Source organism: Actinoalloteichus fjordicus (assembly GCF_001941625.1).
GTDB lineage: Bacteria > Actinomycetota > Actinomycetes > Mycobacteriales > Pseudonocardiaceae > Actinoalloteichus_A > Actinoalloteichus_A fjordicus.
Map to the genome: position 1 here is coordinate 2,473,671 of NZ_CP016076.1, position 19,074 is coordinate 2,492,744.

Here is a 19,074-nt window from a genome sequence, read left to right on the forward strand (position 1 = left end):
ACGCGCGGTCGAACAAGACGAGAGAGGTGCGGGAATGATCGCTTCGGTACGCGGCCGGGTGCAGGCGGTCGCCCTCGACCACGTGGTGGTGGAGGTCGCAGGCATCGGCCTGGCGGTTCGCACGACGCCTGCGACGCTGGCCACACTGCGGCGAGGCGACGAGGCCGAGCTGATGACCAGCCTGGTGATCCGGGAGGACTCCTGGACGCTCTACGGATTCGTCGACGCCGACGCGCGGACGCTCTTCGAACTCGTGCAGACGGTCTCGGGCATCGGGCCCCGGATCGCACTGGCCATGCTGGCGGTCCTGGAACCCGACCAGCTTCGACACGCGGTGTCCGACGGCGATCTCACGGCCTTGACCCAGGTGCCGGGCATCGGCAGGAAGGGTGCGGAGCGGCTCGTCGTCGAGCTGCGAGACAAGGTCGGCCCCGCAGGGTCCGCCGGAGCCGGTCTGCCGAGTTCCGCCGTCTCGCAAGTCCGGCCGAGCGTGGTCGACGCGCTGGTCGGACTCGGCTTCACCGGCAAGCAGGCCGAACAGGCGGTGGACGCCGTGCTTGCCGAACCGGACGGGCCCGACGACACCGCCGGGGTGCTCCGGCGGTCGCTGGCGATACTGGGGCGCAAGAGATAGTCCGGTGTGACGACGTCGCAGGCCCCCGATCCCCGGTGCCCGGACCGGCGGCGCGCCGACCGGCGCGTACGACGGAGCAGGCCGCACGAACCCTGTGCAGGTCGGAGCCGGTTTTGATCACGCTGGAACGCCGAGCGGAGCCGGACGTCGTACCGGACAGATCGCGAACAGCACGGGAGCGGGGGAGCAGCTGGTGACCGAGGAACGCTTCACTGCCGAGGAGGAGCGGGTGGCCGAGGAGGACTGGGAGGTCGATGCCGTCGACCTCGACGCGGTCGGGCTGTCGCCGCACGCCGAGCCTGCGGAGCAGGACGTCGAGTCGACGCTGCGACCCCGCGACCTCAGCGAGTTCATCGGCCAGCCCCGCGTCCGCGAGCAGCTCGAACTGGTGCTCTCCGGGGCGTTGCGGCGCGGCAGGCCGCCGGACCACGTCCTGCTCTCCGGGCCGCCCGGCCTCGGCAAGACCAGCCTCTCGATGATCATCGCCGCCGAGCTGGGCTCGGCGCTGCGGGTCACCTCGGGGCCCGCGATGGAGCGTGCGGGCGACCTGGCCGCGATGCTGTCCAACCTCGTCGAGGGCGACGTGTTGTTCATCGACGAGATCCACCGCATCGCCCGGCCCGCCGAGGAGATGCTGTATCTGGCGATGGAGGACCTCCGCGTCGACGTGGTGGTCGGCAAGGGGCCGGGCGCGACGAGCATCCCGTTGGAGATCGCCCCGTTCACCCTCGTCGGGGCGACCACGCGGGCGGGTTCGCTGACGGGCCCGCTGCGGGACCGGTTCGGCTTCACCGCGCATATGGAGTTCTACAGTCCCGCCGAGTTGGAACAGGTGCTGCGGCGGTCCGCTGCGATCCTGGGGGTGGCCCTGCACCCGGAGGGCGCGGACGAGATCGCGGGCCGGTCTCGCGGCACACCCCGGATCGCCAATCGCCTGCTGCGTCGGGTCCGTGACTTCGCCGAGGTCCGAGCGGACGGCACCGTGACGAGGTCGGTGGCCAGGGCCGCACTGGAGGTCTACGAGGTCGACGAGCTCGGTCTGGATCGACTGGACCTCGCGGTCCTCGGCGCCCTGGTCCGATCGTTCGGCGGCGGCCCGGTGGGGGTGTCGACGCTGGCGGTCGCGGTCGGTGAACAGCCGTCCACCGTCGAGGAGGTCTGCGAGCCGTTCCTGGTCCGGGCCGGGATGCTGGCCAGGACTCCGAGAGGCCGGGTCGCCACCGCCGCTGCCTGGCATCACCTCGGTCTCACACCGCCGCCGGAGGCCGTCGGCGGCACCGGATCACTCTTCGCGATGGATCAGGACTAGACTCGGTGTCTGACCTGACGTCTCAGTGCGCTCACCGGAGTCGGGGAGTGTCCCGCAGGCACGGGTGGTGGGTCATCAGCACAGCAGGCCTGGCACACTGGGTAGTCGATACCCGAACAACCGGACGAACCGTGCGTCGAGCAGGCGTCCGCTGAACGGAGAACGATGGAATCCTTCATCTTTCCGCTGCTCCTGCTCCTGCTGGTGCTGCCGCTGTTCCTGGCCAGCCGAAAGCAGAAGCGCGCGATGCAGGAGATGCAGCAGCTGCAGAGCTCCCTTGCTCCTGGCGACCGTGTGATGACCAGCTCTGGCCTCTACGGAACCGTCACCGACACCGCTGAGGACACCATCGACGTGGAGATCGCCCCCGGCGTCACCACGACGTGGGTCCGGGCGGCCGTCCGCGAGAAGGTGGTGACCGCCGACGAGCTTCCCGAGAGCATCGACGAGACCGACGACTCCGACGACCTCGAGCGTTCGCTCGACGCGGACGCCGACACCACGAAGGCCACCGACTCGGCTGATGTGACCGAGGACACGGTCGACGCCGAGAAGGCCACCTCCGGTGCGGGCGCGAAGTCCGCCGAGGCGGGCAAGACCGCCTGACGACGCCGAGCACGACCGGTCACGATCGCCCGCAGTTCGGCCTGCTCCCTTCGGGGGAGCCGGGTCGAGCAGGCGGGCGATCGTCGTCAGCGGGCGTGCCGCCGTGACGGAGGCCCATGCCATGGGGTGTCCCCTGCCGTGGGGAGAGTTCGACACGGCTGCTTCACCCTGACGGAACACGGCGGTCGGGATCGGCGTTATCCTCGTCATCCGGGTCACCCGGAGACGGACTCGGGTCGTGCCCCCCGCGCGGGGACAACGAACAACGCAATGAGTCTGGAGCATGCCGGTGAGTCAGGACGTCGAACAGGCCTCGCCGGGCCAGGCTGAGGCGCCGAGGCAGCCGTCGGCCACCCGTCGCGTCCGGGCCAGGCTCGCCCGCCGCATCACGGCTCAGCGGTCCTCTTCGGTCAAACAGGTGCTCGAGCCCCTGGCGGCCGTGCACCGGCAACTGCACCCGAAGGCCGATCTCGCGCTTCTGCAGGGCGCCTACGACGTGGCCGAGGAGAAGCACCGCAGTCAGCGACGCAAGTCCGGCGACCCCTACATCACCCACCCGCTCGCGGTGGCCACCATCCTGGCCGAGCTGGGCATGGACACCACCACCCTGGTCGCGGCCCTGCTCCACGACACGGTTGAGGACACCGACTACTCGCTCGACCGGCTGCGCACCGACTTCAGCGACGAGATCGCCCACCTCGTGGACGGGGTGACCAAGCTCGACAAGGTCAAGCTCGGCGCAGCCGCCGAGGCCGAGACGATTCGCAAGATGGTCATCGCGATGGCCCGTGATCCTCGGGTCCTGGTCATCAAGCTCGCCGACCGGCTGCACAACATGCGCACCATGCGCTTCCTCCCGCCGGAGAAGCAGGCCCGCAAGGCCCGCGAGACCCTGGAGGTACTGGCTCCGCTGGCACATCGGCTAGGCATGGCGACCGTCAAGTGGGAACTGGAGGACCTGGCCTTCGCCATCCTCCAGCCCAAGAAGTACGACGAGATCGTTCGGCTGGTCGCCAACCGCGCCCCCTCGCGCGACACCTACCTGCGAGGCGTGGTCAGCCAGCTCACCGACAATCTGAACAGCGCCCGGCTGGTCGCCAGGGTCGAGGGCAGGCCCAAGCACTACTACTCGATCCACCAGAAGATGATCGTGCGGGGCCGCGACTTCGACGACATCCACGATCTGGTCGGCGTGCGCATCCTGGTCGACGAGGTGCGGGACTGCTACGCGGCGATGGGCGTCGTCCACGCACTCTGGCAGCCGATGCCCGGCCGGTTCAAGGACTACATCGCCCAGCCTCGGTTCGGCGTCTACCAGTCGCTGCACACGACCGTCATCGGCCCGGACGGCAAGCCGCTCGAAGTGCAGATCCGCACCCACGAGATGCACCGCACCGCCGAGTACGGCATCGCAGCGCACTGGCGGTACAAGGAGACCAAGGGCAACAACGGCAGCGGCACCTCCGCCGTCGAGGTCGACGAGATGGCGTGGATGCGCCAGCTGCTCGACTGGCAGCGCGAGGCGGCCGATCCCGGCGACTTCCTGGAGTCGCTGCGATACGACCTCGCGACCCGCGAGATCTTCGTCTTCACGCCCAAGGGCGATGTCATCACGTTGCCCACGGGTTCCACGCCCGTCGACTTCGCCTACGCCGTGCACACCGAGGTCGGCCACCGCTGCATCGGCGCCAGGGTCAACGGCAGGCTCGTGGCGCTGGAGCGCGAGCTGGAGAACGGCGAGGTCGTCGAGATCTTCACCTCGAAGGCCGAGGGCGCCGGGCCCAGCCGGGACTGGCTGTCCTTCACCGCCTCGCCGCGCGCGCGGGCCAAGATCAAGCAATGGTTCGCCAAGGAGCGCCGCGAGGAGGCCATCGAGAGCGGCAAGGAGGCCATCGCCCGCGAGCTGCGGCGGGTCGGCCTGCCGCTGCAGCGGCTCGTCTCGGCGGACTCCCTCGGCGCGGTCGCGCGCGAGTTGCACTACACCGACATCAGCACGCTGTACGCGGCGGTCGGGGAGCATCACTCCTCGGCCAAGCACGTCGTCACCCGCCTGATGGCGCTGGTCGGCGGCGAGGAGCATGCCGAGGAGGAGCTGGCCGAGCGGTCGACCCCCTCCACGATGCATCACCGCAGGCGGGCCACCGCCGACGCGGGCGTCGTCGTGAAGGACGCGGGCGACGTGTGGGTCAAGCTCGCGCGCTGCTGCACGCCCGTGCCCGGCGACGAGATCCTCGGCTTCGTCACGCGGGGCGGCGGGGTCAGCGTGCACCGCACCGACTGCACCAACGCCGACGAACTGCGTGCCACGCCCGAGCGGCTGCTCCCGGTGGAGTGGGCGCCGTCCTCCTCCTCGGTGTTCCTGGTGGCCATTCAGGTCGAGGCGCTCGATCGGCACCGGCTGCTCTCCGACGTCACGAAGATCCTCGCCGACGAGCGGGTCAACATCCTCTCGGCCTCGGTCACCACCACCAGGGACCGGGTGGCGGTCAGCCGCTTCTCCTTCGAGATGGGCGACCCGAAGCACCTCGGCCACGTGTTGAAGGCGGTCCGCAACATCGAGGGCGTCTACGACGTCTACCGGGTGACCTCCACCGCCTGAGGCCCGGAGTCCTCGGCGCGAGCTGCGCAGGCCGTCCGGCGCGTCAGCGGGAACTGCGGTGTGCCGCCCGAGCCGCTTGGGGAGGGGAGGCGTCGGGCGACACGCCGGGTCAGTCCGAAGCGTTTCTTGGGCGTGTCGGTCACGAGTCGGTAACCTGGGGTCGCTTGATCACGCAACACCCCTGGAAGTACAGGGTGGCACCGGCCCTCCGGGGCCGGTGAGGATCGCAACGTCTTGATGGTGTCGTGCTGCTCCTCGGGGTTCGCGGTGGCACCGGCCCTCCGGGGCCGGTGAGGATCGCAACTGATCCCATCGCGAACCAAGGAGACGACGTGTCAGCAGGTGGCACCGGCCCTCCGGGGCCGGTGAGGATCGCAACAGGTCGGCGATGCGGATCTCCACATGCGGATCGAGCAGGTGGCACCGGCCCTCCGGGGCCGGTGAGGATCGCAACTACCGGCGCGAGAAGGTGCGCCACGTCGCCGAGGAGTGGCACCGGCCCTCCGGGGCCGGTGAGGATCGCAACCTCGCTGGCTGGACGGCGCGGCACACGCCGAGGGCCGGTGGCACCGGCCCTGCGGGGCCGGTGAGGATCGAACGCCCGCCGCCGAGCGAGATCGCACCAACGCCGCCGAGCGACCCGCAGCCCGCCCACCCCGGCCCCTGCACACACCCGAACATGCAGACAGCCCCGGCCCGCCGTCAGCGGCGTCGACCGGGGCTGTCGTGGTCGTGCGGGGAGAGGATCAGCTCGCGATGCCGACGCTCTCGATGATGGTCTCGGTGTTCGGCGGACCGTCGCCTGCACCGGTGGCCTCGCCTGCCTCGGCGATCTCGTCGACCACGCCGAGTCCGGCCTCGTCGACGGTGCCGAAGACCGTGTACGACGGGGGAAGCTCGGAGTCGCCGTAGACGATGAAGAACTGCGAGCCGCTGGTGTCGGGGCCCGCGTTGGCCATGGCCAGCGTTCCCCGGCCGTAGGTCTCCTCGCCGGTCAGCTCGTCGGCGACGGCGTAGCCGGGGCCGCCGCTGCCGGTGCCCGTCGGGTCGCCGCACTGGAGGACCTCGAGGGAGCCCTCCGAGGTGACCAGCCGGTGGCAGGGCGACTCGTCGAAGTAGCCGCTCTCGGCGAGGTGCAGGAAGCTCTGTACCGTGCACGGCGCTGCCGCACGATCCAGGCTCACTCCGACCTCGCCCTGATTCGTCGTCAGCGTGGCCTCGACGGTGCCCTCGGCGGGCGTCGGATCGACGTCCTCGGGGACCGCGACCTCCTTGGCGGGCGGCTCGCCGCCGATGATGTAGCCGCAGGGGCCCTCGGTGGTCTCGGTCGGGGGCATCTCGTCCGAGGCGGCGGGCGGATCGGTCTGTCCGGCGGCCTCCGCGTCGTCGCCCCCGCCCTGGGTGGCGAAGAAGTAGACGAGGCCGACGACCAGGACCGTCCCCAGCACCGTCGCGCTCATCGCGATCGTGCGACGGCGTTTGGCACGTTGGGCACGGCGTTGGAGCTGCCGTTCAAGCTTCCGCTTGGCGGCTGCGCGACGTTGCTCGTTGGTGGGCACCGGCTCCCTCCTAGGGATGCTGGAGACGGGGGTGGCAGGCGGCAGTCTAGAGCGCCCGGGTGTGGTCTGTGTGTACCGGGAGGCGCCGGCTAGGCTGACCTGTCTGCGGGGCTGGTCGACGACTCGCCCCGATCACCGGTTCACACGAAAGGCACCTCGTGCTCGTCGTCGGCTTCCCCAGCGGTCCGTTGCAGGCTAACTGCTATCTGCTCGCCGGTGGACCGGACAGACCGTGCGTGATCATCGATCCAGGTCAGCATGTCATGGGGGAGCTGGCCGACAGGCTGACCGAGCATCGGCTGACTCCCGTGGCCGTCCTGCTGACCCACGGCCACTTCGACCACGCCTACTCGGCGACCGAGGTGTCCGAGGCGTACGACATCCCGGTGTGGGTGCATCCCGGCGACCGGACGCTGCTGTCCGAGCCCCTGCGCGGCGTCGGCTCGGAGCTGGCCAGACTGCTCGGACCCGAACTGGCGATGAGCGAGCCGCAGCGGATCGCCGAGCTGACCGACGACCAGGCGATGGACCTGGCGGGGCTGCGGATCACGGTCCTGCACACGCCGGGTCATACCGAGGGGTCGGTGTGCTTCCGGGCCGCGACCACAGGGGGCCCTGCCGTGGACGGCGGCGTCGAGCCGGACGTGCTGGCGGCGGGAGACACCCTCTTCGCGGGCACGGTGGGCCGCACCGACCTGCCCGGCGGCGACCCCCAGACGATGATCGAGACACTGCGTCGTCGCATCCTGCCGCTGCCGGACGACCTGGTGGTGCTCCCCGGTCACGGTCCGGCGACGACCATCGGGCGGGAACGGAGCCGCAATCCCTTCCTTCGCGGCCTGACCCCTCCGGAGGGCTGAGCCCTGTCGTCCCGCCGTCCGAAGACGCAGGATGCCGCCCTCCGACGGCCGGCTGTGCGGGAGCCTCTCCTGACGAGCGGTCCTCGCGGGCTCGAGACCGGGTCTTCGTCGAGCCCCGCTGGCGCTGGTGGATCATGCGAGAGGACACGCCGAAGATGAAGGAGACATCGATCCGGTGACCGAGAACGATCCTGGTGAGCTCGACCGGCCTGGCGGTTCCGATCGGCCCGAACGACCGGCGGTGCCTGCGGGCATCGCGTTGAACCTGCTGCCACCGGAGCTTCTCCGCCGCCGCGCGCTGTCGATAGCGCTGGGGGCACTGATCATCGGTGCGGCGATGGGCGGACTGTTCGGCCTGATCGGCGGGCGGGTCGCCGGGCTGGTGGCGGCGGGGGTGATCACCGTGCCGTTCCTGCTGCTGGCCCTGTCGGAGGCCAGGAAGCGGACGCGGCTGGACGGCCGTGTCGTGTCCGTCTCGTCCTTCGGCACCCGGCGGGTGGATCTGACCGAGCTGCGCGAGATCGACCTCCTGGTCTCCGATCAGCGCGGGGTGCGCACGGTCGCCCTGTTGATCCAGGGCCATGGCCGGACCCTGAACGTGGCCCTGGCGATCTACGCGGGCGCAGGCGGCCGGGAACTGGGCATTCTGGAGCTGCGTCGACTCGCCGACGCGCTGGCGGGCGTCGGGGACACCCGGACGCTGGCGCTGTCTCAGCTGCTCGTCAACCAACTGCGGGCCGAGGCACGCGGCGAGGCTGCGGCGAACCGACCGCTCTATCAGATCGCCTCGGCAGCGCCCGGCGGACGACTTCCCACGCGTCTCGACCCGGCCGCCGTAGCCCGGTTCGTCGCGACGCTGGACTGATGCCGGGCCGGTGAGCCGTGGCCGGGCGGGTGAGCCACGGTCCGGCAGGCCGGGGTCGCAGGTCGTTCGACGCGCGGCGAGTGCGGCTGGCGGATCGTGCCGCGCCGCATCTCGGCCTATGGGGTGAGCCCGGCTGCGTTCGCCCGGCCGCCCACGACCGGCCGAGGTCGTCTGAAGCGGATCGCCTGGGCAGGTGAACGCAGACCTCCTGCGGACCCCACCTGCGCGACGCCGCATCTGACCGGATCGGCGGGTCAGCGAGCGACGCCGCCGGGCCTGCTGCGTCGGCGCCCACTCCGGAGCACAGACGCAGTGCGGACGACGCAGTGTCGGCAGGGGAGCCCGTCGGGTAGCAGCCCGGGCCGGAGCGGGGCGTTCGAGACGAGGACGAGGCGGTCTGGGCTCAGACGATCTCCACGGACGAACCGCAGGACCGGCGCTATCGAGGGGCCCCGTCCGGCGGCGGTCGCCTCGGTCGTTGCGGCCGCCGCGTCGTCGTGTCCCGAGACTGCTGGGCAGGCTCGCCGGCAGCGGCTGCCGACCTCGGGTCCGCCCCGGTCTCGGGCGGTCCCGCCCGCCTGCCGCGATCCGGGCGCGGCCTGCCCTCGCGGGGCGGCGGCTCGTCCGCAGCGCCTGCTCCGCCGTCGTCCGCCGCCCTCCCTCGCGAGGCTGCCTGCGGCCCCGCAGCCTCCCTGCTCACCGCCCCTCGCGGCGGCGTGTCGGACGGACCTGCGGTCGGAGCCTCGGCAGGCGGCGCCGTTGTTCTCGACCGGGTCCCGGGTCGCTCAGGCCGGACCGTCGCCGTTCGCCCGGCTCCACGAGTCTGCCGGGCACCGCCGGACGCCGCCGTGGGTCGAGCCGAGTCCGGACGCGGCGCCGCATCCGCGCCGTCGTCCGCCGCCGCGTCCTCGTCGGGATCGGCGGCGTCCCGGCCGTCGGGGTCGTCCGGACCGTCGTACTCGGCCGTGCCTGCCCGGCCGGGCGGTTCCCTGGTGATCACCAGCGCGGCGAGCGCCGTGGTGATCGGGACGGCGGCCACCAGACCGATGCTGCCGACGAGCGTTCGGACGATCTCCTGGGCGACGACCTGCGCGCCGACCAGGGTCGACAGGTCGACGCCGGACAGCGAGTAGGCCAGCAAGAGTGGCAATGCCGCACCCGCGTAGGCCAGCGCGAGGGTGTTCACGGCCGCCGAGATGTGGTCTCGGCCGATGCGCACCCCGGCGGCATAAAGCGCTCGCCAGCCCATCGACGGGTTTGCCTTGCGCAGTTCCCAGACGGCGCTGGTCTGGCTGATGGTCATGTCGTCGAGGACACCGAGCGCGCCGATGATCACCCCGGCGAGCAGCAGACCCCTGGCATCGACGTCGGTGCCCAGGATGGTGATGAGGTTGACGGTCTCCTCGTCCAGCCCGGTGAGGTGGGTCAGCTCGGCGAACAGGATGCCCAGCCCGGCGATCAGCGCCAGGCTGAGCAGGGTGCCCAGCACGGCGGCCGAGGTCCTGGCCGAGATGCCGTGCGTCAGATAGAGGACGACGAACATGATCAGCCCCGCGCCCACCACCGCGACGGTGACGGCGTTCTCGCCCGCCAGGATCGCGGGCATGATGAACGTCGTCAGCACGCCGAAGCTCACCGCGAGCCCCGCGAGCGCTGTCAGGCCCTTCCACCGGGCCAGCAGCAGCACGGACGCGGCGAACAGGACCGCCAGCCACAGCAGGGAGCCGCCCCGCTGGAAGTCCACGATGCGATAGGACGTGGGCTCGGTCGGCTCGGCCCCCGCGTAGGACAGCACGACCTGGTCGCCCTGTTCGAAGGTGGGCGTGCTCGGCTCGAAGGCGATGACCTGGCCGATGGTCTGCCCGGCCGCCTCGCCGTCGTCGAGCCGTACCTCGAGCACCTGGCATTCCGACTCGTCCGGATTCGTGCCGATGTCGGGCGACGCCTGCTCGGCTCCGGACTGACAGCTCCCCACGGCTGCGGAGACGACCTCGCCGTTCACCGGCTGCTGGAAGAAGCCCAGATCGCTCTCCGAGCGGGGCTGCTCGCCGAAGGGATAGAGCAGCAGCACCCCCAGCACGGTGGCGAGTGCGGCCGGGACCAGCAGCACGGCCAGCAGGAGGCGGACCCGCGAGGACGACGGCCCGGCGGGGCCGTGCCCGTGGCCGTGGCCGTGCCCCACGGAGCCCGCGCCGCGTCGTGCGCCGCGTCGCGCGGCCTGCTCCGCCGAGGGCGCGTCCGCATCGGCCTCTCGCCGTGCTGTCTCGGCGCCGCGCCGCCGCTCGGGACGTCGGGCCGGTCTGCGTTCGGCAGGGGCGTCCTCGTTCATAGCGGCTGCCGCGTGCCGGTCCTCGGCCCCGCCGCGCCGGGGCCTGCCCGGCGGGTCGTCGCGCCGCTGAGCCTCGGCTGGTCGACCTGACGGCTGCTCCGCGCCGCGTTCCCCGCCCGGGGATCGGCGACCTCGATCGCCGCCGCCGGAGCGAGGTCGTCGCGCCGCGTCCCCAGCCGGTCGCGACCGGCCACCCGGGCTGTCCGCCTGCGGGTCGCCCGCCTGCCCTGCCCGGCCGCCTGGCGGCTCGGCCTCGCGGTGTGCGCGCGGCTCCGATGTCTCCTCGCGATCAGCAGGCGGGCGGCCGCCCGCCGAGGGCTGCCCCTCGCCGCCGTCGCCGGTCCGTCTCGGCCTGCGCCGGTTCGGCGGCGCACCGGCCCCGCCATCCGGCGGCCTCGCCCGTCCGCCGCTCGGCGGCCTGTCGTGCCTGCGGGGCTCCTCGGCCTCGCCGGGTTCGGCGGGTCGGGATCGACGAACCTCGGGCGGCGGCCCGCCGTCGTCGGGGCGGCCTCGACGGCGCGGGGTCCCCTCGGCATCGACCGAGGGGAATTCGTCGGTCGTCTCGCCGGGCGGCGGGACATCGGGGGAGGGGGGACGCCCGAACCAGTCGTCGCCCCGGCGTTCGTCGCTCACACGACCCTGCCAACCGGCCTCACGTCGATCATTCCGCGCATCTTATGGGGTGGACGACATCACGGCGCGGTCAGCGCGACCGCCCGGCTGCCGCGGCGGCTTCGGGGGCATACGCTGCGAAGACGTTCCGATCGAGGGCCGCAGCGGGAGCCCGTGGCGGCGCGACCGCCGATCCCGTCGAGATCGACCACGACGGTCGAGCACCGGGCGGGTAGGCTGGTCGCTGCGTGTGAACAGACGCGAGGCTGGAGTCACTCCCCGGTGCACATGAGTGGCGGTTCCGCCGCAGGGTTGAGGCACTCCTGTTCATCGATCACCGAACGCCTCCGACGCCCGCGATGTCGAGCGTCCTCACCATGCCGAGCCGGGCGGCAGAACCGAGGACCGTCATGTCACGAACTTCTCTGACCGATCGACTCGTCGCCTTGCGTCGCGACTACACCGGCGAGAACACCGGCGAGGCCGCCCCCGAGGTGGCCGCCGCCCTCGCCCGACTCACCCGCGCGCAGCGGGAGTCCCTGGTCGACGTTCTGCGCTCAGACGATGCCGCGCTCGAGGGAATGAGCGTCGGCGAGCCGGTCCGCCGGGCACTGTTCCCGATCGCCGAGACGGCGGGCCAACGGCGGCTGGAGTCCGCCCTGCTGACGGCCGCGACGCGGGTGGTCGATCACCTGCATCTCCGCCCGCCCGCGACCCTGCTGCGGCCCGCGCACGCCTTGCGCGCCGTGCGCCCGACGGCGGCCGGTCTTGTCCTGCACCTGCGACCGGACGCGCTCGGACCGCTGCTCGTCGAGCTCCTGCCCGGAACCGGCCCGAACGGCCTCGCCGGGCTCGCGGGCCTGCGCTACCGGCGCAGACATCGATCGGTCGAGCTGATCCTGCTCGGCGACGAGACGCCGGGGCGGGCCGTGCTGGCGGGAGTGACCGGGCGGAGTTGGCAGGCGGGCATCGCGTTCGTGCGACGGTGGACGGCGGAGACCGGACGCGGCACGCGGCTGTCCGGCGCGGACCTCGCCGATGGGCTCGGCGAGGAGGAACGACGGCAGCGTGCGGCGGCCGCACCGGACCCCGGCGGCCTCGGCAGCGCCCTGCTCCGGCGCAGCGGGCTGCTCTCGGCCGGACTCTGGTTCACGGCCTGGGAGTACCCGGCGTCAGGGGTTGCGGCCGGGGACGGCGAGCAGGGCGACTGGTGGTGGGAGTGGGCAGGCGGCCCCGAACCCGTCGACGTCCACCGGCGGCTGCGACATCCGATCCTGGGCCTGCCCGACCCGGTCGGCGTCCTGCTGTCCGGTGACGGGCGTATTCCCACTCGTCGGCGTGCTGATGCGCGCCCGGGACCGACGGTGTGGCTGCGCACGGTCCCGGCCCCCACCGAACAGGACGAACGACGCCTGGCCTCCTTCGCGTGGCCCGCCGAGTTCCAGGCCTGGCGGGAGTGGGACTCCCGGATCGGCTGATCGGGGCCGGACCCTCGATCTCGCGGCCGCGTCGGCGCACTGCCCGCGAGACGTCGGGGCGGCCGGTTCAGCCGAGTGCCGTCCGCCCCGACGTGCCCACGCGCCCGGCGAATCAGCGATCGGCGGGACCGAACTCCTGGATGACACGGCCGCTGTGGCGCGAGTCAAGCGGGGGAGAAGACGTGGCACGGCTGGGGCCATCGCCACCCCGGACCGCGCCGCCCCCGGACTGCGCGGACTCGGCCCGGCCGGGCCGCAGGGCGCAGGCACGCCCGGAATCGCCGCCGGGAACCGCTGTCGGCCTGGCGGGTCTCCGCGCGGCGACCGCGCGCTCCGCTGCACTGCGTCGCACGCACACTTCGTAGACTCTGGTGCCGTCGTCGTCGGCTGGGCGCGGACGCCGACTCTCCCGAGGTGCCCGGGGCAGCCTGGCCGGTCTCGATCTGCCGGGTGAGCCCAGCGGTGCGCCGGTACACCCGGCGGTGGTCGGCGATTCCGGCCCCGTCGCTGCGTAGGCTGACGATCGAGAGAAGGCCGACCGACCCGCCAGGGCCGATCCACGAAGGAAGGACCGGCGCGAGTGCGATGAAGAGGTCGGCGGCAGGCTCCCCCCTCGGCAGGATCGGCCGCCTCGCGGCGCAGGCCGACGGCGACCGGGACCGGGTGGTGGATCTGCTGCGGGCGGCGAGCATCGTGGTGGTGATCCTCTGGCACTGGACGCTCTCGGTCACCCAGCAGCGTGCCGACGGCGTGCTCGTCATGCCCAACCCCATCCCGCAGATCCCCTTCGGCTGGGCGGCCACCTGGCTCCTCCAGGTGATGCCGGTGTTCTTCCTGGTCGGCGGGTACGCCAACCTCGCGGGCTGGCGATCGGTTCGACGAGCGGGCGGCGGCACCGGACTCTTCCTCTCGCGCCGGGTGCGGCGACTCCTCATCCCGGTCGTGGTGTTCCTGATCGTGTGGGCGGTGGTCGAGACGGTGCTGTGGGCGGTGGGGCTGACGGGGGTGGCGGTCTACGGCCCGGTGCTCGTCTCGCCGCTGTGGTTCATCGCCGTCTACCTGGTCGCCGTGCTCCTCGTTCCCCTCACCGCGCGGCTGCACGAACGGTGTCCACTCCCGACCCTGGCTGCGCTCGGTATCGCGGTCGCCCTGTTCGACTTCGGCCGATTCGCGCTGGGCATCTCGGCGCTCGCCTGGGTGAACACGGTGCTGATCTGGATCTTCGTGCACCAGCTCGGCTACTTCCACCGCGACGGCACCCTGCCCGGCCTCGCCAGGAGCAGGCTGCTCCTGCTGACGGTCGGCGCACTGGCGGGGCTCGTGCTGCTGACCGGTCCGCTGGGGTATCCCCGGTCGATGGTCGCGCACGAGGGTGCGGAGCTGAGCAACATGTATCCGACGACGGCGGTGATCGCGGTGCTCGGCGTCTTCCAACTCGGCGTGCTGATGCTGGCCGGGCCGTTCCTCGCGCGCTGGCTGCAGCGCCGCCGGGTCTGGACGGCGGTCGTGGCGGCGAACATGGTGATCATGACGATGTTCGTCTGGCACATGACGGCCCTGCTGCTCGCCCTGGGCACCTACCACGCACTCGGGTTCGAACTGCTCCGGGAGCCGACGGCCGAGTGGTGGGCTCAGCGGCCGGTCTGGCTGCTGCTGCCTGCGGTGTTCCTCGCCCTCTTGGTCGTCGTCTTCCACCGGGCCGAGACCGGGTCGCGGCGACCGAGGGCGGACCCGGGGACCGCCCTCGGCACCGCAGCAGGTCGGGGCCCTGACGCCTGAGGCCGGGACGGCCCTGGGCGAATCCGGCCGCATCACGACCGGCAGTGCTCGCCACACCACCGCCGGCCGAGGCCTCGCGCGCGCCGGGGCGCGTTCACCACCTGCGGAGACCGCTGCGGTTCCGACGCGACGCCCGACGGCCGGGGCCTGCGCACCGTCGGACGCCGGTGGTGTCGGGGTGCGATCCTCAGCCGCCGCTGAGGTCCTCCGGTGGACCAGGCAGGAGCCGCGTTCGGTGCAGCCGGGGCGGCTCCCACTCCGCCGCGGCCCGCCGAGCGCTCGGCCGGTGACAGCGCCCCCGGAGTGCGCCCGCGCCGCTGATCGCCTCCGCACCTCGGCCACGACGACGCCGATCCCTCCCACCGCCAGAACCAGCCGACTTGCTGCGTCCCGATCTCGCGGGGATATCGAGGGTGGGCGTGTGCACCGGACAGGCTGACCACGGCGGGGTGCGGGGTCCGAACCGGGGTGCACCGGCTCGCACCCCGTAGATCACTCGTGCTCGGGCGGGTGCGTCCGTTGCCACTCGCGGAGCAGGATGCGGAAGCGTTCCATCGAGCGTCCGGCGTGCTCTTCGAGTTCGGCGAGGTACTCGATGGTGTGGGCCACCTCGCTGTGGCGGACCGGCCGGGTGAGCGCCTCCCGCATCGCCCGTGTCGCGGCCTCCTCCTCGCCCAAGGCCGCGAGGTAGGTCGCGATGCTCAGCCGCACCCGGTGTCTGGTCTCGTCCTCGGCCAGCAACCGCCGGTCTCGATCGAGGGCATCCACGAAGTGCGCCTCGGCCTGCTGCTCGTCGCCGAGCCCGAGCCGCACGACGCCGATCAGATAGCGATCCCACCCGGTGCCGCCGCCGGTCCGTTCGGCCTCGGTGAAGTCGGCGATCGCCCGCTCGTGATCGCCCCTCTCCTGAAACAGCCTGCCCCGCAGAATGAGGGGGCGGACGTCGTTCGGATCGAGCGCGATCACCGCGCCGAGGTCCGTGATGGCACGCTCGGTCTGCCCCAGCTCCTGATGAAGCTCGGCCCGCTCGATCAGCACCCAGTCCAGGGCGGGATCGAGTGCGAGTGCCTGATCGAGGTCGGAGAGTGCTCGGCGGGGGTCACCGAGCGCGCGATGCACCTGGCCTCGGCCGCCCAAGGCCCACGCGTAGTCGGGTTCGAGTGCGAGGGCGGCGTCGAAGTCGGCGAGACCCTCGGCGAGGCTGCCGTCCAGCCGGTGGATCTCGCCGCGGCGGGCCAGCGCCCAGGAGTAGTCGGGTCGCAGCGTGATCGCCCGGGTCAGATCGGCCAGCGCCCGTGGACGGTTGTCGAGGGCCTCATACGTCTGCCCTCGGCTGGCCAGCGCCCAGGCGTAGTCGGGGTCGAGCGCGATCGCCCGATCGAACTCGGCGAGTGCCTGCGTGAGGTGATCCGCCAGCCGATGTGCCTCCCCGCGATGCCCGTGGCTCGACCGCAGCTCCGGTTCCAGCCCGGCCGCCCAGCCCGGCCCGGCCGCCGTCCAGTACTCGTCACGCCGGTGCAGGGACGGGACGGCCTGCGCCGACTCGATCTCCGCCGGGAGACCAGGGGAGAGCTGCTCCGCCCTCATCAGATCGGCCGCCGCCCCCTGCTCGTCACCGAGGGCGCGGCGGGTGCGAGCGCGGCTGCACAACGCCCACGGGTCGTCCGGGTCGAGTTGGAGGGCCCGGCCGAGATCCGCGAGCGCCCGTGCCGGTTCGCCCGTCAGCCGGTACACCTCGCCCCGACCGGCCAGCGCCGCGACGAGATCGGGATCGATCTCCAACGCCCGATCGAAGTCGGCCAGCGCCTCGGCCGCGCGGCCCGTCGCGCGGTGGACGTGCCCGCGTGCCGCGATCGCCGCCAGGAAGCGGGGACGCAGCTCGACGGCCAGATCGAAGTCGGCGAGCGCGAGTTTCGGGCTGCCGAGCAGATGATGCGCCTGACCGCGTGCCGCCAGCGTCCACTGATAGTCCGGGTCGAGTTCCAACGATCGATCGAAGTCCGCGACGGCGGCGGGAAGATCCCCGAGGAGCCGATGCAGCCTGCCCCGCTCGTCGAGCCCCCAGCCCAGCTCGGGGTCGATCTCCAAGGCTCGATCGAGGTCCACGAGCGCATGGGCGGTCTCGCCGAGGGCGCGGCGGACCTGCCCCCGGCTGGCCAGCGCGTAGGCGTCGTCGGGGTCGATCTCCAGCGCACGGTCGAAGTCGGCCATGGCGAGAGCCAGATCGCCCGCCATCCGGTGCGTCTCGCCGCGATGCCGGTACGGCGCCGCATGGCCGGGGACGTCGTCGACCGCGCGGTCGTAGTCCGCGATCGCCTGCCGGTAGTCGCCGCTGCGACGATGCAGCCTGGCGCGTGCCGCTCGTGCCCAGATCAGCGCCGGGTCGATGTCGAGCGCCGCGGTCAGATCCGCCATGGCCTGGTCGTCGTGGCCGAGCAGGAGGTGGGCCTGTCCTCGGCTGCCCAGTCCCCACGCGTTCTCGGGGTCGAGTGCCAGCAGGCGGTCGAAGTCGGCCACCGCCCGTTCCCCGTCACCGGCCAGGCGGTGCGTCTCTCCTCGGTCGGCGTAGGCGAGCGCCAGCCCGACCTCGACCCCGGCTGCGGTCTCGCGCTCGACGGCCACGTCGAAGTCGCGGAGCGCGGCCTCGAAGTCCCCGAGCGAGCGGTACACCTTGCCGCGTTCGGAGCGTGCCCAGACCAGCATCGGCTCCCGCGCGATCACCTCGTCGAAGTCGGCCAGCGCCGCCGCGTCCTCGCCGAGGGCATGGTGGGTCCGCCCTCGATTCATCCGGGCCCACAGATAGTCGTCGTCCAGTTCCAACGCCCGGTCGAAGTCGGCGATCGCCGCCACCAGGCGGTCGGTCTCGCGATAGGCCTCCCCTCGGCTCGCATAGGCCGCGTCGAACTCGGGGTCCAGCGCGACGGCCCGGTTCAGGTCGGCGAACGCCTCGTCGAAGCGATCGAGCATGCGGTACAGCTCGCCTCGGTGGTAAGCGGCACCCGCGTGATCCGGGTCCAGTTCCAGCGCGCGGTCGAAGTCGGCCAGCGCGAGATCGACCTCGTCACGCCGGTCGTGCAGCCTGCCGCGCCGGACGAGTACGTCCGGGTCGGGGTCCACCAGGAACAGCCGGTCCAGATCGGCCAGCTCGGCCTCGGTGTCGAGCCGCAGACGGTGGACCTCGATGCGTTCCCCGAGCAGCCAGGGCAGGCCAGGGGCGAGTTCGATCGCCCGGTCGAGGTCGGCCATCGCCTGATCGAGATCGCCCCGCGCCCGATGGACCTGCGCCCGGCCGCCTAAGGCCCAGGGATAGTCGGGCGCCGTCGTGAGGGCCCGGTCGAAGTCGGCGAGGGCCCGATCCAGGTCGCCCAGCAGCCGATGCGTCTCGGCACGACTCGCCCGCACGGCGGGATGATCCGGGGTCAGCAGGACCGCCTGATCTCCGTCGACCAGCGCCGCCGAGAGGTCGCCGAGCGCCCGGTGCACCCTGGAGCGCTCGTCCCATGCCCAGCCGATGGCCGGATCGAGCCGCAGCGCCCGGTCGAGGTCGCGTAACGCCTCCTGGTGCCTGCCGAGCGAGTGATAGGCCTGACCGCGCGAGGCGAGGGTGAAGGCGTGGTCGGGGAGGCGGTCGAGTACCACGTCGAAGTCCAGGACGGCGTCCTCGTCGTGGCCCAGCACTCGGCGAGTCTCACCGCGTTCGATGCGCGCGTACAGGTAGTCGGGGTCCAACTCCACGGCCCGATCCAGATCGCGGAGGGACTCGGTCAGCCGGCCGGCCATGCGATGCGACTCGCCGCGCCGGGCGTAGGCGACGGCGTACTCCGGACTGTGGCGGATCGCCGCGCCGAAGTCCGCACAGGCCTGGTCGTACTCGCGAACCTCGTGCCGCAGGACCCCGCGCTCCACCAGCGCCCAGTCGAGATCCGGATCGAGGTCGATGGCGCGATCGAGATCGGCGAAGGCCTCCACCAGACTGCCCAGGGCCCGATGCACCTGCCCCCGACTGGCCAGCGCCCACGGCTCGTCCGGCTCGATCTCCAGCGCCCGGTCGAAGTCGGCGACGGCCGCCTGATTCTGTCCCAGCAGCCGGTGCGTCTCGCCGCGCTGGGTGAGCAGCTCGGCGGAGTCGGGTTCGAGCCCCAGCGCCCGGTTCAGATCGGCCATGGCCGCCTCGTCACGACCGTGAGAGCGGTGCAGCTTGGCTCGCAGGGACAGCGCCATCACCGGCTCGGGATCGTTGGCGATCGCGCGCTCCAGATCGGCCGCGAGGTCGTCGAGGTAGCTCATGGGGTGTTGATCGTCCTCTCTGGACGGTAGACGCCGGGCAGCATCCCACGGCAGGCCGTGCGGCTGCCTCGGGATTTCGCACGCGAAGGGATGGGCCCATTCTGTCGGCAGGCGCCGACAGGGACCGCTGTGGGCGGGGGATCGTCGCGGGGCGTCT

The 19,074-nt window shown here is 72.2% G+C and carries 12 protein-coding genes and 1 CRISPR repeat array; of the genes, 8 read left to right on the forward strand and 4 right to left on the reverse strand.

Annotated elements, in window-relative coordinates; genetic code table 11:
- The first annotated feature begins 34 nt into the window (after nucleotides 1–34).
- The 4 genes from ruvA to UA74_RS11170 all read left to right on the forward strand — a co-directional run bounded on the left by ruvA (nucleotide 35) and on the right by UA74_RS11170 (nucleotide 5,148).
- Nucleotides 35–634 (forward strand): Holliday junction branch migration protein RuvA, encoded by a 600-nt coding sequence (gene ruvA, locus UA74_RS11155; RefSeq protein WP_075764323.1) that lies wholly within the window; start codon nucleotides 35–37, stop codon nucleotides 632–634.
- A 280-nt stretch (nucleotides 635–914) separates the two neighbouring features.
- On the forward strand, nucleotides 915–1,943 hold the full coding sequence (gene ruvB, locus UA74_RS11160; RefSeq protein ID WP_075766083.1) for a Holliday junction branch migration DNA helicase RuvB: 1,029 nt from the start codon (nucleotides 915–917) through the stop codon (nucleotides 1,941–1,943).
- Between the two features lie 165 nt (nucleotides 1,944–2,108).
- A complete protein-coding gene (yajC, locus tag UA74_RS11165) occupies nucleotides 2,109–2,549 on the forward strand; it encodes a preprotein translocase subunit YajC (protein ID WP_075740198.1) in 441 nt (146 codons plus the stop codon).
- Nucleotides 2,550–2,832: 283 nt separating this feature from the next.
- The gene (locus UA74_RS11170; protein WP_157434112.1) at nucleotides 2,833–5,148 is read left to right on the forward strand and encodes a RelA/SpoT family protein; all 2,316 of its coding nucleotides are present in this window, start codon (nucleotides 2,833–2,835) and stop codon (nucleotides 5,146–5,148) included.
- Between the two features lie 194 nt (nucleotides 5,149–5,342).
- Nucleotides 5,343–5,748: direct repeats of the CRISPR family, unit length 37 nt; unit sequence GTGGCACCGGCCCTCCGGGGCCGGTGAGGATCGCAAC.
- 146 nt (nucleotides 5,749–5,894) lie between these two features.
- Here UA74_RS11170 and UA74_RS11175 read toward each other — a convergent pair.
- Nucleotides 5,895–6,707 (reverse strand): peptidylprolyl isomerase, encoded by an 813-nt coding sequence (locus tag UA74_RS11175; RefSeq protein ID WP_075740199.1) that lies wholly within the window; start codon nucleotides 6,705–6,707, stop codon nucleotides 5,895–5,897.
- A 158-nt stretch (nucleotides 6,708–6,865) separates the two neighbouring features.
- On the opposite strand from UA74_RS11175, the gene UA74_RS11180 reads away from it, so the two are divergent.
- Nucleotides 6,866–7,567, forward strand: a complete 702-nt coding sequence (locus UA74_RS11180) for an MBL fold metallo-hydrolase (protein WP_075740200.1) — start codon at nucleotides 6,866–6,868, stop codon at nucleotides 7,565–7,567.
- Nucleotides 7,568–7,742: 175 nt separating this feature from the next.
- Entirely contained in the window at nucleotides 7,743–8,432 is a 690-nt protein-coding gene (locus UA74_RS11185; protein WP_232237722.1) for a hypothetical protein, read from the forward strand.
- A gap of 439 nt (nucleotides 8,433–8,871) precedes the next feature.
- On the opposite strand, the gene UA74_RS11190 is transcribed toward UA74_RS11185, so the two are convergent.
- Nucleotides 8,872–10,761, reverse strand: coding sequence for a YibE/F family protein (locus UA74_RS11190; RefSeq protein ID WP_075740201.1), 1,890 nt, complete (start codon nucleotides 10,759–10,761; stop codon nucleotides 8,872–8,874).
- Nucleotides 10,758–11,297, reverse strand: a complete 540-nt coding sequence (locus UA74_RS31710) for a hypothetical protein (RefSeq protein WP_157434113.1) — start codon at nucleotides 11,295–11,297, stop codon at nucleotides 10,758–10,760. The genes UA74_RS11190 and UA74_RS31710 overlap by 4 nt, the downstream gene beginning before the upstream one ends.
- Before the next feature lie 486 nt (nucleotides 11,298–11,783).
- Between UA74_RS31710 and UA74_RS11200 the strand changes: the two genes are divergently transcribed.
- Together UA74_RS11200 and UA74_RS11205 are read left to right on the forward strand one after the other, a co-directional pair.
- Nucleotides 11,784–12,851 carry a hypothetical protein gene (locus UA74_RS11200; protein ID WP_157434114.1) on the forward strand — a complete coding sequence of 356 codons (1,068 nt, stop codon included), beginning with the start codon at nucleotides 11,784–11,786 and terminating at the stop codon, nucleotides 12,849–12,851.
- Nucleotides 12,852–13,436: 585 nt separating this feature from the next.
- Nucleotides 13,437–14,630, forward strand: coding sequence for an acyltransferase family protein (locus tag UA74_RS11205; protein ID WP_083683117.1), 1,194 nt, complete (start codon nucleotides 13,437–13,439; stop codon nucleotides 14,628–14,630).
- Between the two features lie 492 nt (nucleotides 14,631–15,122).
- Here UA74_RS11205 and UA74_RS11210 read toward each other — a convergent pair whose 3' ends face one another.
- Nucleotides 15,123–18,917, reverse strand: coding sequence for a tetratricopeptide repeat protein (locus UA74_RS11210; protein WP_075764325.1), 3,795 nt, complete (start codon nucleotides 18,915–18,917; stop codon nucleotides 15,123–15,125).
- Nucleotides 18,918–19,074: the final 157 nt, after the last annotated feature.

What these genes read in the sequence shown, in the direction of transcription:
- ruvA (WP_075764323.1), top strand. Translation starts at nt 35, where the DNA reads ATGATCGCTTCGGTACGCGGCCGGGTGCAGGCGGTCGCCCTCGACCAC.
- yajC (WP_075740198.1), top strand. Translation starts at nt 2,109, where the DNA reads ATGGAATCCTTCATCTTTCCGCTGCTCCTGCTCCTGCTGGTGCTGCCG.
- UA74_RS11170 (WP_157434112.1), top strand. Translation starts at nt 2,833, where the DNA reads ATGCCGGTGAGTCAGGACGTCGAACAGGCCTCGCCGGGCCAGGCTGAG.
- UA74_RS11190 (WP_075740201.1), bottom strand. Translation starts at nt 10,761, where the DNA reads ATGAACGAGGACGCCCCTGCCGAACGCAGACCGGCCCGACGTCCCGAG.
- UA74_RS31710 (WP_157434113.1), bottom strand. Translation starts at nt 11,297, where the DNA reads ATGCCGAGGGGACCCCGCGCCGTCGAGGCCGCCCCGACGACGGCGGGC.
- UA74_RS11200 (WP_157434114.1), top strand. Translation starts at nt 11,784, where the DNA reads ATGTCACGAACTTCTCTGACCGATCGACTCGTCGCCTTGCGTCGCGAC.
- UA74_RS11205 (WP_083683117.1), top strand. Translation starts at nt 13,437, where the DNA reads ATGAAGAGGTCGGCGGCAGGCTCCCCCCTCGGCAGGATCGGCCGCCTC.
- UA74_RS11210 (WP_075764325.1), bottom strand. Translation starts at nt 18,917, where the DNA reads ATGAGCTACCTCGACGACCTCGCGGCCGATCTGGAGCGCGCGATCGCC.